The organism is Zestomonas carbonaria, from assembly GCF_904061905.1.
Taxonomy (GTDB): Bacteria; Pseudomonadota; Gammaproteobacteria; order Pseudomonadales; family Pseudomonadaceae; genus Aquipseudomonas; species Aquipseudomonas carbonaria.
The window spans coordinates 24,029-47,747 of record NZ_CAJFCI010000035.1; the positions used below are offsets into that span (position 1 = coordinate 24,029).

The 23,719-nt window shown below is 60.8% G+C and carries 14 protein-coding genes and 1 pseudogene; 14 read left to right on the plus strand and 1 reads right to left on the minus strand.

The window, feature by feature from the left end:
• Positions 1-32 precede the first annotated feature (32 nt).
• The 4 genes and pseudogenes from PSEWESI4_RS08665 to PSEWESI4_RS08680 all read left to right on the plus strand — a co-directional run bounded on the left by PSEWESI4_RS08665 (position 33) and on the right by PSEWESI4_RS08680 (position 7,602).
• Entirely contained in the window at positions 33-2,231 is a 2,199-nt protein-coding gene (locus PSEWESI4_RS08665) for an OsmC domain/YcaO domain-containing protein (RefSeq protein WP_187670800.1), read from the plus strand.
• Positions 2,232-2,343: 112 nt separating this feature from the next.
• Positions 2,344-2,634, plus strand: a pseudogene (locus PSEWESI4_RS08670) (transposase); the annotation flags it as partial.
• A 627-nt stretch (positions 2,635-3,261) separates the two neighbouring features.
• Entirely contained in the window at positions 3,262-5,859 is a 2,598-nt protein-coding gene (locus PSEWESI4_RS08675) for a neutral/alkaline non-lysosomal ceramidase N-terminal domain-containing protein (RefSeq protein ID WP_187670801.1), read from the plus strand.
• A gap of 312 nt (positions 5,860-6,171) precedes the next feature.
• Positions 6,172-7,602 (plus strand): coniferyl aldehyde dehydrogenase, encoded by a 1,431-nt coding sequence (locus tag PSEWESI4_RS08680; RefSeq protein WP_187670802.1) that lies wholly within the window; start codon positions 6,172-6,174, stop codon positions 7,600-7,602.
• An 89-nt stretch (positions 7,603-7,691) separates the two neighbouring features.
• Here PSEWESI4_RS08680 and qhpR read toward each other — a convergent pair whose 3' ends face one another.
• A complete protein-coding gene (gene qhpR, locus PSEWESI4_RS08685; protein WP_187670803.1) occupies positions 7,692-8,726 on the minus strand; it encodes an AraC-like transcriptional regulator QhpR in 1,035 nt (344 codons plus the stop codon).
• Between the two features lie 523 nt (positions 8,727-9,249).
• On the opposite strand from qhpR, the gene PSEWESI4_RS08690 reads away from it, so the two are divergent.
• The 10 genes from PSEWESI4_RS08690 (at position 9,250) to PSEWESI4_RS08735 (ending at position 23,705) form a co-directional block, all read left to right on the plus strand.
• Positions 9,250-9,993: a hypothetical protein gene (locus PSEWESI4_RS08690; RefSeq protein ID WP_187670804.1), complete on the plus strand. Its 744-nt coding sequence runs from the start codon at positions 9,250-9,252 to the stop codon at positions 9,991-9,993.
• A 614-nt stretch (positions 9,994-10,607) separates the two neighbouring features.
• A complete protein-coding gene (locus tag PSEWESI4_RS08695) occupies positions 10,608-11,735 on the plus strand; it encodes a sialidase family protein (protein WP_187670805.1) in 1,128 nt (375 codons plus the stop codon).
• Positions 11,732-14,098, plus strand: coding sequence for an efflux RND transporter permease subunit (locus tag PSEWESI4_RS08700; protein ID WP_187670806.1), 2,367 nt, complete (start codon positions 11,732-11,734; stop codon positions 14,096-14,098). Before PSEWESI4_RS08695 ends, PSEWESI4_RS08700 begins: the two co-directional genes overlap by 4 nt.
• A 100-nt stretch (positions 14,099-14,198) precedes the next feature.
• Positions 14,199-16,199 (plus strand): methyl-accepting chemotaxis protein, encoded by a 2,001-nt coding sequence (locus PSEWESI4_RS25545; protein WP_187670807.1) that lies wholly within the window; start codon positions 14,199-14,201, stop codon positions 16,197-16,199.
• Positions 16,200-16,417: 218 nt separating this feature from the next.
• Positions 16,418-17,038 carry a c-type cytochrome gene (locus tag PSEWESI4_RS08710; RefSeq protein ID WP_187670808.1) on the plus strand — a complete coding sequence of 207 codons (621 nt, stop codon included), beginning with the start codon at positions 16,418-16,420 and terminating at the stop codon, positions 17,036-17,038.
• A gap of 147 nt (positions 17,039-17,185) precedes the next feature.
• Positions 17,186-18,463, plus strand: a complete 1,278-nt coding sequence (locus PSEWESI4_RS08715) for a DSD1 family PLP-dependent enzyme (protein WP_210768837.1) — start codon at positions 17,186-17,188, stop codon at positions 18,461-18,463.
• A gap of 58 nt (positions 18,464-18,521) precedes the next feature.
• On the plus strand, positions 18,522-18,845 hold the full coding sequence (locus PSEWESI4_RS08720; protein WP_187670809.1) for a c-type cytochrome: 324 nt from the start codon (positions 18,522-18,524) through the stop codon (positions 18,843-18,845).
• A gap of 28 nt (positions 18,846-18,873) precedes the next feature.
• Positions 18,874-20,295 carry a D-arabinono-1,4-lactone oxidase gene (locus PSEWESI4_RS08725; RefSeq protein ID WP_187670810.1) on the plus strand — a complete coding sequence of 474 codons (1,422 nt, stop codon included), beginning with the start codon at positions 18,874-18,876 and terminating at the stop codon, positions 20,293-20,295.
• A 167-nt stretch (positions 20,296-20,462) separates the two neighbouring features.
• The gene (locus PSEWESI4_RS08730; RefSeq protein ID WP_187670811.1) at positions 20,463-21,581 is read left to right on the plus strand and encodes a YkvI family membrane protein; all 1,119 of its coding nucleotides are present in this window, start codon (positions 20,463-20,465) and stop codon (positions 21,579-21,581) included.
• Between the two features lie 270 nt (positions 21,582-21,851).
• The gene (locus PSEWESI4_RS08735; RefSeq protein ID WP_187670812.1) at positions 21,852-23,705 is read left to right on the plus strand and encodes a DUF1302 domain-containing protein; all 1,854 of its coding nucleotides are present in this window, start codon (positions 21,852-21,854) and stop codon (positions 23,703-23,705) included.
• Positions 23,706-23,719 lie beyond the last annotated feature (14 nt).

Consider the following 23,719-nt stretch of genomic DNA (forward strand, 5'->3'; position numbering starts at 1 on the left):
GATCAAGTCGTTTTTTATCGTGGTAATCCCGCATGGAAATTAAGGTCAACTTTCTTGACAACCTTCGGCTAGAAGCCAAGTTCGATGATTTCACCGTGATCGCCGACCAGCCGATCCGCTACAAGGGCGATGGCTCGGCTCCGGGGCCGTTCGACTACTTCCTGGCTTCGTCGGCCTTGTGCGCGGCTTACTTCGTCAAGCTGTACTGCCAGACACGCGGCATCCCCACCGACAATATCCGCCTGTCGCAGAACAACATCGTCGACCCGGAGAACCGCTACAAGCAGATCTTCAAGATCCAGGTGGAACTGCCGGCGGACATCTCGGAGAAGGATCGCCTGGGCATCCTGCGTTCCATCGACCGCTGCACAGTGAAGAAGGTCGTGCAGACCGGACCCGAGTTCGTGATCGAGGAGGTGGAAAACCTCGATGCCGATGCCCAGGCGCTGCTGATGCCCGCGCTGACCTCGGGCGGGGGCACGCGCATCCTCGGCAAGGACCTGCCGCTGGAGCAGACCATCGCCAACATGTCGGAAATCCTCGCCGGCCTGGGGATGAAGATCGAGATCGCCTCGTGGCGCAACATCGTGCCCAACGTCTGGTCGCTGCATATCCGCGATGCGCAGTCGCCGATGTGCTTCACCAACGGCAAGGGCGCGACCAAGGAAAGCGCGCTGGCTTCGGCGCTGGGCGAGTTCATCGAGCGGCTGAACTGCAACTTCTTCTACAACGACCAGTTCTGGGGCGAGGAGATCGCCAACGCGCCCTTCGTCCACTACCCGGACGAGCGCTGGTTCAAGCCCGGCCGCAGGGATGCCCTGCCGACAGAAATCCTCGACGCCTACTGCCTGGACATCTACAACCCCGACGGCGAGCTGCGCGGCTCGCACCTGTACGACACCAACTCGGGCAACGTGGCGCGCGGCATCTGTTCGTTGCCATTCGTGCGCCAGTCCGACGGCGAAGTGGTGTACTTCCCGTCCAACCTGATCGAGAACCTCTACCTCAGCAACGGCATGAGCGCCGGCAACACGCTGGCCGAAGCGCAGGTGCAGTGCCTGTCGGAAATCTTCGAGCGCGCGGTGAAGCGCGAAGTCCTCGAAGGCGAACTGGCGCTGCCGGACGTGCCGCAGGAAGTGCTGGCCAGGTATCCGGGCATCCTCGCCAGTATCCGCGGCCTGGAAGAGCAGGGCTTCCCGGTGCTGGTCAAGGATGCCTCGCTGGGCGGCGAGTTCCCGGTGATGTGCGTGACCCTGATGAACCCGCGCACCGGCGGCGTGTTCGCCTCGTTCGGCGCGCACCCGAGTTTCGAAGTGGCATTGGAGCGCAGCCTGACGGAGTTGCTGCAGGGCCGCAGCTTCGAGGGCCTGAACGACCTGCCGCCGCCGACCTTCGAGAGCCAGGCGCTGACCGAGCCGAACAACTTCGTCGAGCACTTCATCGATTCCAGCGGCGTGGTGTCGTGGCGCTTCTTCAGCGCCAAGTCCGACTTCGAATTCGTCGACTGGGACTTCTCCGGCCGAGGGGAAGAGTCCAACGCCGAGGAGGCCGCCACCCTGTTCGGCATCCTCGAGGACATGGGCAAGGAAGTGTACATGGCGGTGTACGAGCACCTGGGGGCCACGGCGTGCCGCATCCTGGTGCCGGGTTATTCGGAAATCTATCCGGTGGAGGATCTGGTCTGGGACAACACCAACAAGGCGTTGGCGTTCCGCGAGGACATCCTCAACCTGCACCGCCTGGACGATGACCAGCTCGAGGCACTGCTCCAGCGCCTGGAGGACTGCGAGGTGGATGACTACACCGACATCACCACCCTGATCGGCGTGGAGTTCGACGACAACACGGTATGGGGCCAGTTGACCCTCCTCGAACTGAAGCTGCTGATCCACCTCGCCCTGCAGCGCTTCGAAGACGCCAAGGAGCTGGTGGAAACCTTCCTGCAGTACAACGACAACACCGTCGAGCGCGGCCTGTTCTACCAGGCCCTGAACGTGGTGCTGGAAGTGCTGCTGGACGACGAACTGGAACTGGCCGACTACGAGGCCAACTTCCGTCGCATGTTCGGCGACGAACGCATGGACGCGGCGCTGGGCTCGGTGGACGGCAGCGTACGCTTCTTCGGCCTGACGCCGACCAGCATGAAGCTGGAAGGCCTCGACCGGCACCTGCGCCTGATCGACAGCTACAGGAAACTGCACGAAGCACGCTCCAGACTCATGGCCCGGTAAGCCGCGCAAACGAAAAGCACCCGGGGTGCTCTTGTTTCTGGTGACGAGATGCCTGGGGCCGGCGAAAGTCGGGGCCCGGGTTCGAGTTGCGAGGGGTTAGTGCTCGTCCTTACACAAGACTGACAAGGTTAAAGCCTGGCTTGCGGCTCACCCACGCTATCAAGTGCATTTCACGCCAACCTCGGCGTCCTGGTTGAACCTGGTGGAGCGCTTTTTCTCGACATTGAGCGAGAAATGGATCAAGCGCCAGGCGCATACCAGCGTGAAGGATCTGGAAGCCTCCATCGAGCACTACCTATCTACCCATAACGCCAATCCCCGGTCTTTTCACTGGTATCGAAAAGCCGAGGACATACTGGCGAGCGTGGGCCGAGCTGCCGAGGCGATGACCTCGAAAATATGATCTTTATTTTTGAAACACCACACTAGGAAAATCAGGGGCCGGGGGAGTCCGAAGACACGTTTCCCCTGCTCAAGCCAGAATCTTGAGCTACTGGCCTTTTCGATACTGATTCGTTGGATTGCTCTCGGTCGCGAGCCTGCATAAGAGCTTCAGGCATCTCGTCAATGAGGCAAGGCAGAACACCCCAAGCGGACTCTGCGTCGGTAAGCGTGGCGGCCATCGAGTGATAATCGAGAAGTACTATCTGACGTACTTGATAGACCCCTCCGTTGACATCGCAGCGTACAAGCCAGCGTGATCATTGTGTTGGTCTGTCCCAGGCTGAGTGCGGCAAATGACAACTTTGTTGGCATGTACTGGCAAGTCTTCCCTTGTTTGGCTGCTTATCGTAACGACGTAGCTAGGGTCTGTACGAAAAGTCGTCGACCGAAGGTCAGGCGAGGCAAAAATCGGTGAGGAACGGACCGGGCTCGCGATCGAGTTTACGAGTGCTAAATGAGCATTCCGAACTGATTTTTAACGAAGCATCACCGAGCGCAGGCACTTTTCGTACAGAGCCTAGGCCTTACCTTGCTCGAAGGTATCACCGCCTAGGCGAGTATCAATAACAACAAGTAGGCCCTGAACATGAGACAGACTCGATTGGTCCGTTTTGTGCTGCTCGCGATTATTAGCGGTGCGCCATATGCGGGTATAGCTGTGGCTGGGAGTGTTGTGCAAATCAAGGATGAGGCTGGCGCAGCCTGCGTCATGGATAGCCCTTTGAATTCCATTGGGGCAGCCTCCGAGATGGCTGTTGATGGTATTACCTACACTAGATCGCACCAGCCGGATGCACCTGGCCCCCTGGAGTTACCTACTGATAATCCTGCAAGTTGGTCTGCTGGTGAGTGCGGCGCTGGGGGAGGGTACCGTTTTGGCAGTGGTCTTTACGACACAACCGGCCCCTTGGGTGGTACTCCAGTGGGGCATTCCGACCTCGTGGGGCATGTGGTGCCAACTCAGGTGCCAAATGGTATCCACATGCGGCTATTTGCACGTGCCTTTGCTGTTGAGTCCCCATGTAATGGCAAGCGCGTGATGATGGTCTCAGATGACCATGCTTTTCCCTCTGGACTACTCAGGCAAGAAATCATAGAAAAAATCTCGGCAGATCCGGTGCTGTCAGAGTTTTACGGTCCGGAGAATGTCATGATTTCTAGCACACATACCCATTCGGCCCCAGGAGGCTACGGCGAGCCCGGTGTACTGCCCGAGTTGCCGAGCGGTACGCCGCAGGCTGCCGTTGATGTATATAAAATCATCCAGGGTAGCGTGTTCAGTGTTACTCACTTCGATGCTGATAATTTTCGCATTGTTTCCGAAGGGATTGTGCAAGCAATTCGCAGAGCTCATGCCAACCTGGAATCTAACCCTCAAACGGCTCCTATACGTATGTCGGTTGGTGAGTTGCTGAACGCCAATCGCAATCGGAACCCTTTGGCATATCGTCAGAATGCCCCATCCGAGCGCTATAGGTATATGGACTCGAGTGGTAAAGAAGTTGATGTGGACAAGCGTTTCCTGCAGCTCAGTTTTATCCGGGGAAATGGAAGCGCGGTGGGGGTGATCAACTGGTTCGGTGTGCACCCAACGGCGATGGGGAATCACAATAGGCTGATTTCAAGTGATACCAAGGGTTATGCGTCGCTTGGTTTTGAAAAATTAATGGGGACGATTTACCAGCCGGATATGGAAGGGGCTGTTGACGGTGTGGATAACTTTGTCGCCGCATTTGCCCAGAGTGGCGAGGGCGATGCCATGACGGAGCTTTTTGCGCTGGATGCAGACGCACATGGTAATGATGCCCCGGGCCAGGGCGTGCCTTACAGATACCGGTTCGGAACTAATGACCCTTTTGAGTTTGATGAAGAGGGCTTCGCTCTTGGGGAGCGCAAGGCGGTTGCAGCTTATGGGACTAAACAGTTGGCTCAAGCTCTCAAGCAATTCGGTGAGGGTAGTCCGCTTGTCGGGGCGGTCGATTACCGGCTCTTCTATGTTGACATGAGCAAGATGACTGTAACCGATCCGGTCGTGCTGAGTGAAAATGAGTTTGCCGAGTTGCCGGCTAATCTTTATTCCGACAACCCTAAGCAAACCTGTACGGCTGGTTCCGGGCTGGCCTTCGCGGCGGGGGCGGCCAATGGACTAGGTGCATTGGCCAGTGGATATTCATGCAAGGACATTGCACCGTTCCCTTACTTCGATGATGCTAGAAGTCGCTACAATGGCTTGTTCAATGGTCAAGGTTACTTGGCCATTTACAAAGGTAATACCCCGGCTGTTTTACCCTTTGATGGCGTTGCCACGTCTCAATTTCTAGCCCCCATCCTTTGCGCGGCGAAAGCCAGTAATCCTGCCTTCTTTTGCCAAGGAGAGAAGCCCGTATTGGCGGAATTTCCAGCAGAGCTGGCGCCGCTGCAAATTATCCGGATCGGTAATCTTGCCATTCTCGGCGTACCGTGGGAGGTCACGACGATGGCGGCTCGTCGCCTGCGGCAGACCGTGCTGGATACTTTGGCGCCAATCGGGGTGAACTCCGTCGTGATTGCAGGTATCTCCAATGCCTACCTCAACTACATGACGACCCGGGAAGAGTACAGTGCACAGTTGTATGAAGGCGCATCAACTGTACATGGACCTTGGCAGCTAGCCGCCGTGATGCAGGAGTTCCGGCGCCTGGCTCAGACAATGGTGAACGATCAACCGGCTCCTGATGGGCCTTCCCAGGTATTCAGCAAAGGCGATCCTTCGCCGATCACCGTCGACCTGCCTGCGCCCTTTGGCAAGCTGCTGAGCGATGCCCGGGCCCTGTACACGCAAGGGAGCGTGGTCGACGTCACCTGGCAGGCTGGATATCCGGGCAACGATCCGAAGACCATGTCCTCCTATCTATATGTGGAACGGCGCAACCCGGACGGGACCTGGGATACGGTCGCCACCGACAAGGATCCCGAGTTGGTGTTCCTCTGGACCTGGAGCCAGAGCCCGGCATTGACGCTGCTGCATACTGTGGACTCGTCCAAGGCCAAGGCCATCTGGAGCATCCCGGCCAATACTCCACCTGGCCTTTATCGAATCCGCCATGAAGGGGTGTACCGGACATCCGCTAAGAAAGAGCCGGTGCCCTATACCGGTGTATCCAGGGCGTTCATGGTTGCCGGGACGGCGAGTGAATGTTCTTGAGGGCGTGTACAAGCCTGTCTTGATCGTAGGGCCTCCCTATGCAGAAACCTGGGATTTTCCCGGTTTTCTGCATTTTATCGGTGCGCCTCTCCATGGGGAAAGGCTGCCTGCTGGTATCGGCTTGCCCGGCGTTTTCCGGCCCCATTGCCGTACGGTCTTCTGGCGTGAACTGCTTAAAGGCTGGCACTGCTGGACAATTATCCGGCCGGGTCGGCCGTTATCCTCAACGAGATGCCTCCGCGCAAGGTAGAGCGCTGTCCCGGCGGACACCTCCTATGGCGCGGCCATGCCAATCCCTGGAGAAGTACAGCAATGAACATCGCCGCCCAAGCCAATCCTGTCAGAAGTAGCGAAGCCGAAGCCGCTCGAATCTTTGTCTTGCAGAGTGCGGCATATCGCAATACCCCCGTTCCCAGCCTCAAGGCTCGCCTGGATAACCTCAAGTGTCTGGAGCGGATTCTGCTCGATAACCAAGATGCCATCTGCGCAGCGATCAGCCTGGACTTCGGCAACCGCTCCCATCAGGAAACCAAGCTGCTGGAGCTCTTTCTCTCGGTCGATGGCATCCGGGACTGCCGCAAGCGCCTGGGCAAATGGATGAAGCCGCAACGCCGGCAGGGTTCGCTGTGGTTTCTCGGCGCACGCAATACGGTGATTCCACAGCCGAAGGGCGTCGTGGGCGTCGTGGCACCATGGAACTATCCGCTCTATCTGGTCATCGGCCCGCTGACCAGCGCCCTGGCGGCGGGGAATCGCTGCATCGTCAAGATGGCGGCGAACTCACGCAATCTCTGTGCCTTGCTGCATCGTCTGGTGAAAGAGAACTTCGACGAACAAACGCTGGCCATCGTGCCAGACATCGGCGGCTCGGCATTTTCCAGCATGCCCTTCGACCATTTGATTTTCACGGGCTCGGCCGAATCTGGCCGGCGGGTAATGAAGGCGGCCGCGAATAATCTGACCCCGGTGACGTTGGAGCTCGGTGGCAAGTCCCCTGTTATCCTTTGCGAGGACTATGAACTCAAGACTGCGGCATCGCGCATCCTGCAGATGAAGACCGTCAATGCTGGGCAGACCTGTGTCGCCCCGGACTATCTGTTCATCCACGAATCGAAACTGGACGCCTTCGTGCAGCACTGCCGCTCAATCGTACCGACTCGCTATCCCGCGCTCTCGACACAGGACTACAGCTCGATAATCGACCAGCCTTCCTATGCGCGGCTGCTGGGTTACCTCGATGATGCCGAAAGCAAGGGGGCGGAAATCATCAATCTGTTGCCTGGCGATATCAGCGACAGGGTCGCCCGCAAGATCGCCCCTGTACTGGTGACCAATGTCTGCGACGACATGCTTTTGATGCAGGAGGAGATCTTCGGCCCGATCCTGCCCATCAAGACCTATCGCACAATGGATGAGGTTCTCAACTACATCAAGGACCGGGATCACCCGCTGGCCCTCTACCTTTTCACCAAGCAGCGGCAGATACAGGAGAAGGTCGTCTCCCTGACCCAATCCGGCGGCGTTGCAATCAACGATTGCGGGCTGCATGTGGCCCAGCACGATCTGCCGTTTGGCGGCGTGGGCGCCAGCGGCATGGGCCACTATCACGGTTACGAAGGCTTCCTCGAGTTCTCGAAACTGCGGCCGGTCTTCAAGCAGTTTTCCTACCCTGCGTTTCCGCTCCTCTATCCGCCATATGGCAAGGTCTTCGATAGGCTGATCAAGCTGATGCTCGGGCGCTAGCCGGGCGGCTCCCCGTCATGGGCCTGGATGGCGTAGGCCGGGTGCAACCCGCCAGAACGCTGATGGCGGGGGGGGCGTGCCGCGAGCACTCAAGCCTTGCAGGCGCCAAGGGCGGCTGACGGGGATTCAAGGCCCGCTTTCTTGCGATATTCCCGGGGGGTGAGGTCGGTCCAGCGGCGGAAAGCGCGGGAGAAGGAACTGGCTTCTGTGTAGCCGAGCATCAGCGCCACGTCAGTCAGGCGGTAGTTGCTGTTGCCCACGTACTCCAGAGCCAGCGCGCGGCGTACTTCCTCGACCAGTTCGCCAAACTCCAGATCCAGCTCGCCGAGGCGGCGCTGCAGGGTGCGCACGCTCATGTGCAAGGACTCGGCCACCTGCACCACCCCCACCCGGCCCAGCCTCAGCTCGCCGGCAATGGCCTGCGATACCTCGCTGAGCAGGCTGACCGGCTGGCTGCGTAGCTTGCGCTGTTCTTCGAGGAAGGGCTGCAAGGCCTGGAGCAGGCGCTTGTTGGCGGTGTGCACGGGGAGATCGAGCAGCGACTTGTCGAAGTGGAGGCGGTTGCAATCCTGATTGAAGTGCAGCGGACAGTGGAAGGTCTCGCGGTGCAGACGCAGGTCCTTCGGTGCGGCGTGCTCGAAATCCACTCTGAGCGGGGATACCGCGCTGGCGCTCAGCTCACGGATGCAGGATAGGAAGAGCGCCAGCGTCAACTCGGCATCCTGCCGGCGGGGGAGGATGGTGGGGTCTGTGATCTGGTAGGAGATGGTCACCAGGTTGCCGCTCAGGCTGATTTCGATTTTTTCCACCTGGCTGCGGGTGACGGCATAGCGGCTGACGCCATGCAGCATGTCTTCTAGGCGATCCATGCTGCGCAGTGCCTGGCCGAGCACGCCGAGGTCCGTTGAGCGCAGAGCGTTGCCGAAGCGCAAGCCGATCGAGTCGTCCAGATGTTTCCCCGCCAACTCCAGCAGCTTGATCCAGGCGGCTGCGGAGCAGACCGCCTCGGAATCGGTAAAGACCGACTGATCCAGCCCGGCCTCCTCCAGAAAGGGGCTCAGTTGATCGGCATACCGGCTGAGCAGGAACTCCGGGTTCATCGTGTTGTGCAGGCTGAGCGACATAGGCTGAGACTTCTTATTAGATAGTTGCCCAGGTATCCGCACGTGCGGTTCGACCCGGGTGCGGCGCGTATGGGGCAAGGCACCGCATGAATCAAAGCGTAACAATTTCATGGGAAGCTGGAAAGTCGCGCTCCCCTGCCCACATCTGGTGCAATTAGCGAGCAATGGCCCCAGGCACGGGCACGCGCCGGCCCGGGCACAGCAGTCGTATCGGCCGAGCAGACCATGGGCGCGCGCTCGGCAATGGCGATAAGGCATGAATCGCGCCATAAAACACGTCGGTATGGCTTTTCTCTCACCCGATGCCGCCGACCTCAGGGTGAGCGGTGCTTTTCCCGCCAGGAATAGGCCCTGGCGGCACCCATCTTGGGTGACTGGTCCGCAGATCGCAGCAAATGACAAGTTCGTGGCGTGTATTGCCGATTTCTCGGCGCAGGCACGGGTTTAGGCTGGCACTCCTGGGTGGCGAGCAGGATTTTCGTTGCAGCCACGTACCCACAGTCCTGCAGAGAATGATAAATAGATGCCGACTGTTCGCCTCTATAGCGTCACCCTGCGTCATCGCCGTTCCAGGCTGCGGCTGTGGCTGGCCTTCGCCAGTCTGTTGTCGCTGCAATTGTTTCCTGCCGCCGGCTCGGCTGCTCAGGACCTGCATGGGATGGTCTGCTCGGCTGCCGTGCAGCTCATGCTGGGGGAGTCTGCCGACTTGCGTGCCCCTCGGGTCAATGAATTGCGCGCTGTGCTACCACAGCTCAATAGTCAGCTGCAGTCGGCCATGCAGCGTCTGACCGACAACATGGACAGTCTGTCGAACGCTCTGCGCACCGGGCAACCGCTGTCGCAACAGCAGCACGAGGCGTTTAATAACGCGCTGCTGGATACGCTCACCCTGCTACGCCCTAGCCCTTCGACTCCGGGCGCGCCCTTGGCCGACCTTCCCGAGCGCCTCGATTTCGCCTTGCTGCTCTATGTCTCGTGGTCTCAGATTGGCAGCCTGCGTCCGGCACGGGAACAACCGGACAGTTATCTGGGATGGGATGTTTACGAGCTGGCGGCCAGTATCGAGCAGGATCTGCTGCGTGACGACTGGCTGCCTGGCGACAGTCCGGAGCAGCTCCAGCTCTTGAGGGATGCCCAGACTCGCTGGCACTACATCGCCAAACTGTTGCATCGGGCCACTGCAGACCCGGCGCCGCTTAGTGTGAGCAAGCAGATCGGTCTGATCAGGAAGGGCGTGTTGCAGTTGCGCCGACAACCTGTCCTTTGAACTCTCCCGTCCCTTTGGGTTGCGCGGCAAATGGCGCCATGAGCCGTTGCAGGACTTGGCCAGGGGACAACAATTGCCGGCGTCCCGCGCCTAGCGGGTCGCCGCCCGGCCATGGCGCCATTTGGCGTAGCAATGCAGCTAGCACCGAAACGGGAACAGACGGCGCACAGGGCGCAACCTTTCGCGTCCGTGGGCAAGTTTCCTTTGAGGGAGTTCGGCGGCACTGGCGTGAGTCGGCGAGGGTTGGCATCAAATAGCAAAATTCTGGCGTGAAACATCCAGTAAGCCTGCGGGTCACTGGCCGATACTCGACCCATACGCAGTCGGGTGATGCACCTGATGCAGGGCCAGGCCTACGTAACAAACCTCGCATAACAATAATCAGGAGAGTTCGCATGAATAACTCCCCACGACGGTGTCCTCCATCCTTGGGGCGCAACCGATCCGCCGCTGCAAGCCTGCCAAATCGCGCCGCCTGACTACAGACGGCTTTCCACTTCGTTTCCAGAGCATAAGTTGGCTTCGGCCATTTGCTGGTTTCAACGAGCAGCTCCGTGGTTTTTGGGGTGGACGGTACCCGACCTGAAGCCTCCTTTTTTATTCAAGAGCCCCTGATGAAGACAGTTACTCTCTCTGTACTTACGTTGCTGATCGGCGTGGGTAGCGCCTTGCCCGCGCTGTCGGCCGCGCCCCTGGCCGACCGTCTGGAACGCCCGTCGCGACCCTCGCCGCTGGCGGCACAGGGGCCGCTCACCGACATCCAGGCGCTGGGCCGGCGCCTGGTCATGGTGGGGGGCAGCGGCCATGTGCTGCTGCGCGATGCCGATGGCGAGGTCCGCCAGGCCCGGGTGCCGGCGGATCTGTTGCTGACGGCCGTGCACTTCGTCGACTCGCGACGTGGCTGGGCCGTCGGCCATGACGGGGTGATCCTGCACAGCGACGATGGCGGCGAGAGCTGGAGCAAGCAGCTCGACGGCCGCGACATCAACGACATGATGCTGGCCTGGGCCGAGGGCGAGGTCGAGCGGCTGGAGCGCCTCAGTGCCGCCGCGCCGGATGACGAGTCGCTGCTGGCTGCGTTGGACAACGCCCATTTCGCCCTCGACGACGCCAGCGCCGGCAGCGCTCCCGGTCCTTCGCGGCCACTGCTGGATCTGTGGTTCCGCGATGCCCGGGAGGGCTGGGCCGTGGGCGCCTACGGCATCATCGTGCATACCCGCGACGGCGGACGGAGTTGGGAGTATGTCCCAGGCCTGGACAACCCCGACCGTCTGCACCTCAACAGCGTGCTCGGCCTCGCCGACGGCGGCCTGCTGGTGGCCGGCGAGGGCGGGCGCCTGCACCGTTCCGGTGACAACGGCCGGCACTGGTCGCCCGCCGCGCAACTGACCGACGCCTCGCTGTACAAGCTGCTGGCGTTGGCCGACGGCCGGCTGCTGGCGCTCGGCTTTGGTGGCACCCTGCTGGCCAGCCAGGATGCTGGCGGCAGTTGGCAGAGTGTCCCCCTGCCTGTCCGGGCCGGGCTCTATGGCGGCACGCAACTGGCCGATGGCAGCCTGTTGCTGGCCGGGCAGGGCGGCGTGCTGCTGGTCGGCGACGGCCGGCGGTTCGGTGTCTGGCAGGCGCCGCACCAGGCACCGCTGCTGGGGGTGAGCGCCGTCGATGGCGAGCACCTGGCGCTGGTCGGCAGTGCGGGACTGCAGGTGCTGCCCCTGGCCGCGATCAAGGAGCAACTGAAATGAATGCCCAGGTCAAACAGGGCGTTGCCCGGGAGCAGAAGCCGGTGGCGCTGCAACGTCTGGTCGATTTCACCGAGCGCGCGCTGTTTCGCAATCGCTTGGCGGTACTGGCGGTCTTTCTGTTCGCCTCGCTGGTGTTGGGCTTCTCGGCCCTGTCCCTGCGGCCGGACGCCAGCTTCACTCGGATGATTCCCACTGGCCACCCGTTCATCGCCAACTACCTGGCGTTCGAGGACGTACTGCGGCCGCAGAGCAATGTGCTGCGAGTGCTGGTGGAAAACCCCGAGGGCGACATCCTCACCCCGGAGTTTCTCGAGACCCTGCGCGAGGCGACCGACAGGATCTTCTATATCCCCGGCGTCGATCGCGGCAACCTCAAGTCGTTGTGGACGCCCAACGCCATGTGGGCCGAGGTGACCACCGAAGGCCTGCGCGCCGGCCGGGTGATACCCGACACCTACGACGGCAGCGCAAAGGCGCTGGCCCAGGTGCGGCAGAACATCCAGCGCGCCGACATGATCGGCAGCTTCGTCGCCAACGACTTCAGGTCGGCGATGATCCGCGTGCCGTTGCTGGAGAAGGATCCGGAAAGCGGCAGGCCGCTGGACTACGGCACCTTCACCCAGAGCCTGGAAAGGGAGGTGCGCGAGCACTTCGCCGCCCAGGGGGTGAACATCCGGGTGGTCGGTTTCGCCCAGATCATCGGCGACCTGCTGGCCGCGGCGGGCGACATCGCGTTGTTCTTCGCCCTCACCGTCGGCCTGATCAGCCTGATGCTCTACCTCTATTGCCGCTGCTGGCGCAGCACCGCAGTGACCGTGCTGACCTGCCTGCTCACCGTGGTCTGCCAGCTCGGCCTGCTCAGTCTGCTCGGCTACGGCCTGGATCCCTACTCGATCCTGGTGCCCTTCCTGATCTTCGCCATCGGCATCAGCCACGCGGTACAGAACATCAACCTGATGATGAGCGAGATGGGCGGCGGCGCCACGCCGCTGGAGGCCTCGCGGCGCACCTTCAGCGCGCTGTTCATCCCCGGCACCACCGCGCTGCTGGCCGATGCCGTGGGTTTCATCACTCTGCTGGTGATCGACATCGGGGTGATCCAGCAACTGGCAATCACCGCCAGCATCGGCGTGTTCGTCGCCATCTTCACCAAGATGTTCCTGCTGCCGGTGCTGATGTCCTATGTCGGCGTCAGCCCGCGCGGGCTGCGCCAGCAGCAGCGCCGCGACCAGTCGTCGTGGCCGGTGTTCCGCCGCCTCGCAGCGGTGGTCGAGCCACGCTACGCCATCGCGCTGGTGCTCGGCAGCCTGGTGCTGCTCGGCATCGGCTACCACGCGCGCCAGGATCTGAAGATCGGCGACCTCGACGCCGGTGCCCCGGAGTTCCGCCCCGAGGCCCGCTACAACCAGGACAACGCCTACCTGCTGGAGCACTACGCCACCAGCACCGACGTCTTCGTGGTGCTGTTCAAGACGCCGCCGGAGCAGTGCGCGCGCTTCGCCGCCGCCGACCTGGCCAACCAGTTCGAGCAACGGATGCTGGAGGTCGAGGGCGTCGAGTCGGTGCAGTCGCTGTACGGCGAGATCCGCTTCAACATCCTCGCCCGCAACGAGGGCAACCCGAAATGGGCCGAGCTGTCGCGCGACCAGTTCGTGATGAACAACGCCCGTACCGGCGCCTCCTCCGAGCTGGTCGCGCCGGACTGCAGCGTGGCGCCGATCAGCCTGTACCTGGCCGACCACAAGGCCGAGACCCTGAGCCGGGTGGTGGCCGCCGTCGAGGCCTTCACCCGGCAGTACGACGGCGGCGACTACCAGATCCTACAGGCGGCGGGAAACGCCGGGATCGAGGCGGCCACCAATATGGTGATCGAACAGTCCGAGAAGCAGATGCTGATCCTAGTGTTCGCCATCATCTCGCTGGTGGTGTGGTGGGAGTTCAAGTCGCTCAAGGTGACCTTCGCCCTGATGGCGCCGCTGTACCTGTCCACCGTGCTGTGCGAGGCGGTGATGGCGCAGATGGGGCTGGGCGTGAAGATCGCCACCCTGCCGGTGATCGCCCTAGGCGTGGGCATCGGCGTGGACTACGGCATCTACCTGTACAGCCGGGTGGAAGGCTTCCTGCATCGCGGGCTGGCATTCCGCGAGGCGTTCTTCGAGGCGCTGAAGACCACCGGTACCTCGGTGGCCTTCACCGGCGTCACCCTGGCTCTGGGCGTGGCCACCTGGGCCTTCTCCGCGCTGAAGTTCCAGGCTGACATGGGCCTGCTGCTGGTGCTGCTGTTCATCTGGAACATGATCGGCGCCCTGCTGCTGCTGCCCGCGCTGGCCTCGCTGCTGCTGCGCCGGGAACTGGCGCGCTGAAGCGGCGCTCAGGCCTGCCCGGCGGGCCTGACCACCCGAACGGCCGACGAGGGCTGCCGCTCGTGGCCGTATTCCGTTCCTGAGTCATGGGGATTCGCCAATGTTCAATGTGCTTCGCCCTGGCCGGCGTCTGCTCGATGGGCTGCGCCTGAGCCATAAGTTCGGGCTGATCAGCCTGTTCATCTTCATCCCCATCGTGCTGATGAACTACCTGCTGCTCGACGACCGCCTGCGCTATATCGCGGGCGTTCGCGGCGAGCTGAACGGCCTGGAGCCATTGGCCCGGAGTCTCGACCTGCTCAGTTCCCTGCAGGCGCTGCATGACCTCGGCCAGGCGCAACGTTCCATCCTGGTGGGCGCGCAGGCGAGCGGTCTGGCCGAGCAGCACCGCCAGGTCATGGCGCAGGCCGCGGCACTGCAGGCCGACTGGGGTGAGCCGGCCAGCATGGCACGCTTCGTCCACCTCCGGGACGCGCTGGCGAGCGCCGTGGACGGCGCCATGCAGGAGTCCGTCAGCATGCGCCAGAGCCGGATCGCGGAGGCGCTGCGGCAGGCGCCCGAGCTGCTGGCGCTGGCCGCCAACGGCTCCGGCCTGACCCAGGATCCCTCCGCGCAAATACGGCAGATGGTGGCGCTGCTTTCCGGCAATGGCCCGCGGGTGCGCGGGCTTCTCGGCCAGAGCCGGGCCCTGGGCGGCGAAGCCCTGCTGCTGAAGAGCCTCTCCGGCAGTGCCAGCGACCAGCTCGACGGCTTGAGCGTCGAGCTGGAAACCCTGGGCAACGAGTATCGGCTGCTGCAACGCAGCGACGAACTCGCCGCGCCGCTGGTCGACGGCCTGCAACGCAGCATCGACAGCCTGGCGCTCAGCCGCGAGCTGCTGGAAAACCAGGTGCTGCTGGCCGACGAGCTGGACAGGCCCTGGCTGCCGTTCTTCGAGGAATTGTCCGAGCAGCTCGAGCGTGCCCTCGGCATCGAGCGGGAGATCCTCGCGCTGCTGCGCCAGCAACTGGAGCAGCGGCTCCAGCAGAGCCAGCAGCGCATGCTGATCCAGGTCGCGATCAGCCTGCTGGGCCTGCTGCTGATCGTCTACCTGTACAGCGCCTTCTATGCCTCGCTACGCGGCAACCTGCACGGGCTCGCCGCCACCTTGCGGCGGTTGGCGGACGGCGATTTCACCTGCAGCTACCAGACCGGCAGCCGCGACGAGCTGAACGAACTGGGCCAGGTGCTCAATGGCAGTATCCAGAACATCCACGGCCTGGTGAGCGAGGTGCGCCTGGCCATTGCCCAGGTCGCGGAACAGGCCAGGCAGGTGGAGGACATCGCCAGCGAGACCAGCACGGCGATGGACAGCCAGAGGCGGATGGTCGAGCAGGTCGCCAGCGCCATGCAGCAGATGACCACGACGGCGCAGGAGGTCGCTCGTAGCGCGGCGACCGCTTCCCAGGGGGCGGAACGGGTCAACCAGGAAACGGCCAGCGGCAGCGAGCTGGTCAACCGCCAGAGCCGTGGCACCCAGCAACTGGCCGGGGGGATAGAGGACACCGTGCGGGTCGTGGAACACCTGGCCGGCGAGAGCAAGGCCATCGGCCTGGTGCTGAACGTGATCCAGGACATCGCCGGGCAGACCAATCTGCTGGCCCTCAATGCGGCCATCGAAGCCGCCCGCGCCGGCGGGCAGGGGCGCGGCTTCGCCGTGGTGGCCGACGAGGTGCGCAACCTGGCGAGGCGCACCCAGGACTCCAGCGGAGAAATCGAGCGGATGATCAGCCAGTTGCAGCAGGGCGCCAGCGACGCGGTGGCGACCCTGGCGATCAGCCGGAACATGGCTGTCGCCAATGTCGAGGACGCGGCCCAGGTACGCCTGCGGCTGGAGGGCATAGTGCAGACGATCGGGCAGATAACCGAACAGAGCCTGCAGATAGCCGCGAGCGCGGAGCAGCAGACGCAGGTGGCCAATGACATCGACCAGCACATCCTGCGCATCAACCAGGCCGCCGAACTCACCACGCAGGGTGCCGGGCGCAGCGAGAGCGCGACGCGCGAGATGGGACGGCTGGTCGACAGGCTCAACGGGCTGATCGGGCGGTTCAGGATTTGACTGCGGCGAGCGCCGTCGGCTGCCACCCGGGATGTTCCGCCCCAAACCATTGCCAGCCGCCCCGTGGCTTCAGATGTCAACTTTCCTGGCATGCACTGGCAAGTTACTCATGGGACGGACGTTTAGGGTTGACCTCGCCAACCTGGCGCTCGATCGGCGCCAGGCGAACGACCACCATCGCGGTGGCCGGGGCCAGCGATAAGAAGAAGAGGTCGAGCGTGAACAAGTTAACCATGATGTGGCTGGCCATCCTGCTGCTCGGCAGTGCCCAGGCCTGGGCCGGAGCAGAGGGCAGGGCCCTGTTCGAACAGCGTTGCGCGGCCTGTCACCAGGCCGATGCGAGTGGTAGCGCGGCGTTCAAGGCGCCCAATCTGACCGGTTTGTCCGCGGACTACCTGCGGCTGCAGCTCGAGCATTTTCGCCGTGGCGTGCGCGGGGCCGAGGTCGCCGACATCGAAGGGCAGATCATGCGTAGCGGCGGCGCCGGCCTCAGCGATGCCCAGATCGGCCAACTGAGCCAGTACCTGGCCGGGCTGCCGCGGGTGGCGGTGCCCAGGCCCGCACAGGCGGCCGATAGCGCCGGAGCTGAGCTGTACGCGGGCTGCGTCGGCTGCCATGGCGTCCAGGCCGAGGGCATCGACCAGTTGGGCGCGCCGCGCCTGGCCGGCCAGCACGACTGGTACCTGAAAGCGCAATTGCTGAAGTACCGCTCGGGCCAGCGCGGCAGCCACGCCGACGATCAGTTGGGTCAGCAGATGGCCGCCATGGCGCGGGGCATCCGCGACGAAGCGGCAATCGACACCCTGGTGCGCCATATCGCCAGCCTGGCAGTCGAATGAAGCCCGTCCAGGCGCGGTTATCGGCCCATGAAGATTCGTCCTTCGTCTCGTTGCTTACTTGAAAGACGATCTTCGAAAAGATTCGAGCGGTCGATGTGGCTCGATATGCCTTGTCGCCTGATATTTTGCATATATTGAAGGTTCTCCATGGAACATTGCCGGCAGAGTGATCGTAAAGTTTCGCCCATGGGTATGGGGTTATGGGAACGACTGTTTTCTATTGTGCCTCTTCGGCCGAGGCGTAAAGGGAAAAACCACGCTGAATATTTCCAGGGACTGTGTCGTGCATTGGACGATGCCGGTGTTTCCAAGCCCACGCTGGTGGTGGACAGGAACAGGCTGGATAAGAACATCGAGTTGCTGAAGCGCTCGGTCGGTACCCGCTTCGACTATCGTATTGTCGCGAAATCATTGCCATCCATAGCCCTGCTGAAATATGTGATGGAACAGACGTCGACCAAGCGTTTGATGATTTTCCATCAGCCTTTTCTGAATGAGGTTGCGAAAGCCATTCCGGATGCGGATGTGCTGATGGGCAAGCCGATGCCGGTTGCCGCAGCGCGAAACTTTTATGAAGGCCATGCAGCGGATGGCGGATTCAATGCCGGCGAGCAACTGCAGTGGCTGATAGATACTGCCGACAGGCTGAGGCAGTACCAGGCGTTGGCGCACGAAGCCAAAGTGTCCATGAAAATAAATATCGAACTGGATATTGGCTTGCACCGTGGCGGCGTCAGTGATGATCAGGAATTGATTGAAATGCTGGACCTGATCGAAAGCGATCCATATTTGTCGCTGTCCGGGTTCATGGGCTACGAGGTGCATATCGCCAAAGTCCCCGGCAATAAGCTGGTGGCAAGGAACAAGGCCATGGCGATCTACGAAGACATGGTCGCCCTTGCGGAACGGCACCTGGGTAGGGGCCTGCGCCATCTAACGCTGAATGGCGCGGGAAGCCCGACGTACAAATACTATGAAAGTGGCGCATTCCCGATAAATGAAGTGGCCGCCGGGTCCTGTCTGGTCAAGCCTAGCGACTTCGATCTGGTGACACTGGTCGACCACGTCCCCGCGGCATTCATTGCCACGCCCGTGCTTAAAGCGCTCACTAAAACGGAACTGCCAGGGGTTGAATGGCTGGGCAAACTCATGTCGCTGTGGAACCCCAACAGGGAAAAAGCGTTTTTCACCTATGGCGGCTATTGGAAGGCAAATCCCATATCGCCTGAGGGACTCATCATAAATCCACTGTTCGGACGCTCGACCAATCAGGAAATGTATAACGGATCCAGCGATATCGACTTGAAAGCGGATGACTGGGTGTTTTTCCGTCCAACGCAAAGCGAGTCGGTGTTCCTGCAGTTCGAAGACATTGCCGTTTGTGAGGACGGGCGTATTGAGCAATGGTGGCCTGTGCTGAACTGAGAAGATTTTGGCGTTGGCAGGGTCATATATTGTTGATGTTCGGTTGGAGCAAAGAACAATGAAGCTTAACGTTATGTTGGCGAAAGGTATGCTGGCATTGCTGTTCGTATCTGCGTCATGCGCGGCGGATATGACGGCGCGTCAGTTGAACCAGTTTTACAATAATTGCTTGCAGTGCCACGCCCGCCCAGATACTGGCGCTCCGCTTCTTGGCGATCCATCCAAGTGGAACGATGTTCTGGCCAAGGGCGAACGTAGTGTGCTGATCAATGTCATCGAGGGCATTGGTTCAATGCCGCCAATGGGATATTGCAGCTCCTGCGATGAAAGCGATTTTGTGGAAATGATTCGCTTCATGACCGGGTCAAGTTCAAAAAAATAAGCAATGCATATTGGTTTGGAGATGGGTCATGAACCAACGACGTGAATTCTTGCGCAACACACTATCGCTTGCGGTGGGGGCGGCAGCGGTATCCAGCCTGCCGGGCTGTGTATTCGAGTCCGATCAGGAACCCCAGAGCCCCGTGGCGGTGGAGCCGGGTAAACCATTGCCGTGGATCAACTGGGCGGGGAACCAGCATTGTTATCCCAGTCATCGAGTCTCACCCGCCAATGAGGACGAACTGGTAGCCGCTGTAAAACAGGCAAAAGGCGTCATCCGCCCCGTGGGATCGGGACATTCCTTTTCCCCGGTCGTCCCTACGGATGACACATTGTTGTCCACGGATCTGTTGAGTGGCGTCGTCGCGCATGATCCAGAAAAGCTCCAGGCCGAGGTGCTGTCCGGTACGCGGATACACAATCTAGGGCCAATGCTGCATGCGCTTGGACAGGCGATGCCGAATCTACTGGATATGGACTATCCATCGCTTGGCGGTGCCATTGCCAACGCCTGCCATGGCACCGGCAGCAATTTCGGCTGCATGTCGGACTATGTGGTCGGACTCAAGCTGGTGACGCCTGCCGGAGAGCTGCTGGAGTGCAGCGCGGAAAAGAATTCGGAGATTTTCCACGCCGCGAAAACCTCCGTTGGCGCCCTGGGTGTCATCGCCAGCATGGTCATACAGAACCAGGCACCATTCGAGCTGACGGAAGTCAACCGTATCGAGCGCACGGAAGACGTACTCGACGATTTGGATAATCGTTTTGCCAGGCATCGACATTTCGAGTTTCTGCCTTTGCCGCACACGGAACTCTGTATCACCATGACAACGGATCTGGCCAAGCCCGGCGATGTGGATCAGGGCGAGGACGATCCCATGGCGGTAAACCAGATCAAGGATGCCTTCGATGCCACCAGTTGGGTGCCATTCTTTGGCTCGAGGATTTATGAAGGCCTGATCAATGGCCAGCTCCAAGACAGTTTGGGGGAGGTGGTGCGTAGCGGGCCTTCATATCGGGTTCTGCCCCATGTTCGAATCGTAAGGTTCAGGGAGATGGAGTATACGGTGCCTGTGGAGGTTGGCCCGAAGTGTTTGCGTGAGATCCTGGCGCTGGTCAAGTCCAAGAACTTGCCAATGCCATTTCCCATAGAATATCGGCATGTCAAGGCCGATGACATCTGGTTGTCCATGTATCAAGGGCAGGCTGGCGCCGCTATTTCCATCCACCAATTCGGCGACAGGGACTACAAGGCGCTATTCGCCGAAATCGAGCCGATTTTCTGGAAGTACCATGGCCGTCCGCACTGGGGTAAGTTGCACACCTTGAATGCCAAAGGCCTGGCGCCACTGTACCCGAAGCACTGGCAAGACTTTCAAGAGGTTCGCCGAAGCCTGGATCCGAGCGGAAAGATGTTGAATGAACATATCAGAAACATCTTCGTGGCTTGACGGCTGTTGATCTTGGCTTCTTCAAGGAGTCCCCAGGCCGAACCGGGTCTTTCATAACCATAGGCTATGGGACACCATTTTACGCGGCTCTTTGAAGTCTGCTGTCCTTAGGGTTCCATGTCTTGTCTTAAATGGATAAACGCTGGTGATGATGGGAGCTTTCGCTGATGAACTTACCCAATAGGGCGGTCGCGAGCGCAGTGGACAAACCGCTGCGCCGTGTCAATCCACTCACGATCATTAAAGTGGCCGGCGCGCTGGTTGCCTTCATCATCGGCGCTGGTTTCGCCACTGGCCAGGAAGTCATGCAGTTTTTTGCCGTGCACGGATTGCATGGCATTGGTGGAAGTTTGATTTTCTTCTTGCTCTGCACCTATCTGGCCGTGAGCCTTTTGCTGGCTGGGCACAAGCATGGCTTCATGAATCTTGATGAGGTATTCAAATACTATACCGGAAATATATTGGGGGTCGTTTTCTCCTCGTACGCTGTCGTGATGACATTCAGTGTCTATGTGCTGATGCTGTCGGGTGCCGGCTCGGTCCTCAATGAGTCGTATGGCTATCCGGTCTATGTTGGCAGTTTGCTGTTGGCTGCGATCGTTCTGTTGACCGTGTACTTCGGTCTGCATGGCTTGATCAATATAATCGGGTATATTGGCCCGTTATTGGTCGTCTTGATCCTGGTGATAACTGCCAGCAAGGTCATTCAGGATCCCGGGCTCGTGGAGGTTGGCAATGCGCTGATCCCGTCGCTCGAGATGTTGCAGGTGTCCAGTTACTGGTGGTTGTCAGGCGTGCTGTATACGGCCATACAGGTCGTGGGCTTGTTTAGCTTCCTGCCGGCTATTGGTGCGACAGTCGATAATAGAAAGGATCTCGTCTATGCCGGGGTTCTAGGGCCGGCCTTGATTTTCTGCGCCTTGGCGCTGACCATCTTGGCATTGATCAGTAGCATGCCGGATGTCAACGGAAAGCTGATACCCATGCTGTACATGGCCAGTGGTACGCTGCCATTTATCAGCTCATTGTTCGTCGTCATCATCTTTGCGGGCGTCTTTACAACGGCGGCACCCTTATTATGGGTCGTTTTGACGCGCTTCACGAAAAACGGCAGTACGGGCTATCGTTTGCTGGCGGTGACGCTCAGTCTCTTTGGATTTGCCGGCAGTCTTACATTACCGTTCGATAGGCTGGTCAATATCATCTATCCGACCATCGGATATTCAGCGGCGCTGTTGATTGGCTTCATGTTGATCAAGCAGATCAGGATTCGCGCTTTGGCTTGATTCGCTCCTGCGCCAGATACAGCAGACGTACAGATGGATTACCTATAAGCGTCCGATGCCCAGGCAGTGCCTGGGCATCTTTATTTGTGCTCCTTGCCCTGGCCCCCGTTCCGGCACTGATTTTCCTGCGGGAAAGCCGTCTGGCATGTCATGCCGACTTTTTGGCATCGGATGCCGAGTAATGAGCGATTGACCCTACGGATACTCTGGCCAGTTCCGGGTGAAAACTGCCTGGCTCCCAATACTAAGAACAATCTTGGAGTAACGTCCATGTATCCACTCTCCACACGAAGAAGCATCGCTGCAGCCAGGTTGTCCTTCGCGACGCTGGCCCCCTTGGCGCTGGCCGTTTCGGCCCAGGCCGCCACGTTCGAGCTGGGCGAAATCTCCGGCAATGCCCGTGGCAGCCTGTCGCTTGGCGCCACCTGGAGCGCCGAGGGTGCCAACCCCTATTTCATCAACCAGAACAACGCCAGCGGCATCGGCCTGGGCGATGGCTACAACCTGACCGAGAGTTCCGCCAACGATGACGACCGGCTGAACTTCCGCAAGAGGAACAAACTGGTTTCCTCGCCGGTCATCCTGCTCGGCGAGATGGAGCTGAGCTATCGGAACTATGGCGCCTTCGTGCGCGGCAAGGCGTGGTACGACTACACCCTGGAGAACGAGAAGTTCGACTACGGCCACGCCGCCAACGGCTACAAGGCCAAGAGCAAGCTGAACGACAGCCACTTCGACGAACTGGCGCAGTTCCAGGGCGTCGCCCTGCTGGATGCCTACGTCTATGGCGACTTCGCCCTGGGCGAGAGCCCGCTGCACCTGCGCGGTGGCCGGCAGGTGATCAACTGGGGCGAGGGTCTGTTCTTCCAGAGCGGGATCAACGAGGTCAACCCGTTCGACATCGCCGCTCTGGTGCGCCCCGGTGCCCAGCTCAAGGAAGCCTTCCTGCCGACCAACATGCTCTACGCCAACCTCGGCGTGACCGACAACCTGACCCTGGAAGCCTTCTACAAGCTGGAGTGGCGCAAGACGGTGCTGCCGGGCTGCGGCACCTTCTTCTCGCCGAACGACTTCATCCAGGATGGCTGCGATGCGCTGACCGTCCTCAACGCGGCCCTCGGCATCGACGATGCCACGGCCCTGGCGACCGGCCTGTACGTGCACCGGGATCGGGATGACGAGGCCCGCGACGGCGGCCAGTTCGGCGCGGCGGCACGCTACTACATCGACTCGATCGGTACCGAGGTCGGGGCCTATGCGATGAACGTGCACTCCACCGTGCCGTATGCCAGCGCCCGGCTGTACGACCTCGATGCCTTCGCCTTCGATTTCGCCGGAGCCGGTGCGCCGGCCTACCTGGCCAAGTACCCCGAGGACATCCGCATCTTCGGCCTCAGCTTCAACACCAACCTGCTCGGCACTTCGGTATTCGGCGAATACAGCTACCGGCCCAACCAACCGGTCGGCCTGTACGCTTCGGATCTGCTGAACTCCATCCTGGCTCCAGCCTTCGGCGCGCCGACCTATGGCCTGCCGCTGGCCGACGACGTAGCCGCGCAGACCTTCGCCGCGCCGGGCAGCAAGTTCGACGGCTATGACCGCCTGAAAACCTCGCAGCTGACCCTGGGCTTCATCAAGAGCTTCCAGCAGGTACTGGGGGCCGACAGCGTGACGCTGATCGGCGAGACCGCCTTCAAGTACGTGCATGACCTGCCGAGCATCAACGAGCGCCGCTACGGCAACGTCGACAATTACGGCAACGACTTCAACTCGGCCGCCGGCTGTGCGGATGTGCCGGGTGGCTACAAGTACCAGAAGTACGCCTGCTCCGGCGACGGCTTCGTCAGCGACTTCTCCTGGGGCTACCGCCTCAACCTCGAACTGTCCTACCTCAACGTGGTGGCCGGGGTGAACCTGACGCCCTATGTGTTCTTCGGGCATGACGTCAAAGGCTGGTCGCACGACGCCGAACTGGTCGAAGACCGGCTGAGCGGCACCCTCGGCGTGCGCGCCGACTATGCGAGGAAATACACCGTCGACCTGTCCTGGTCGGGCAGCGGCAACACCCGCTACGCGATGACCGATCGCGACTTCATCGCACTCAGCGCGCGCATGGGCTTCTAGGAATCAAGGAATCT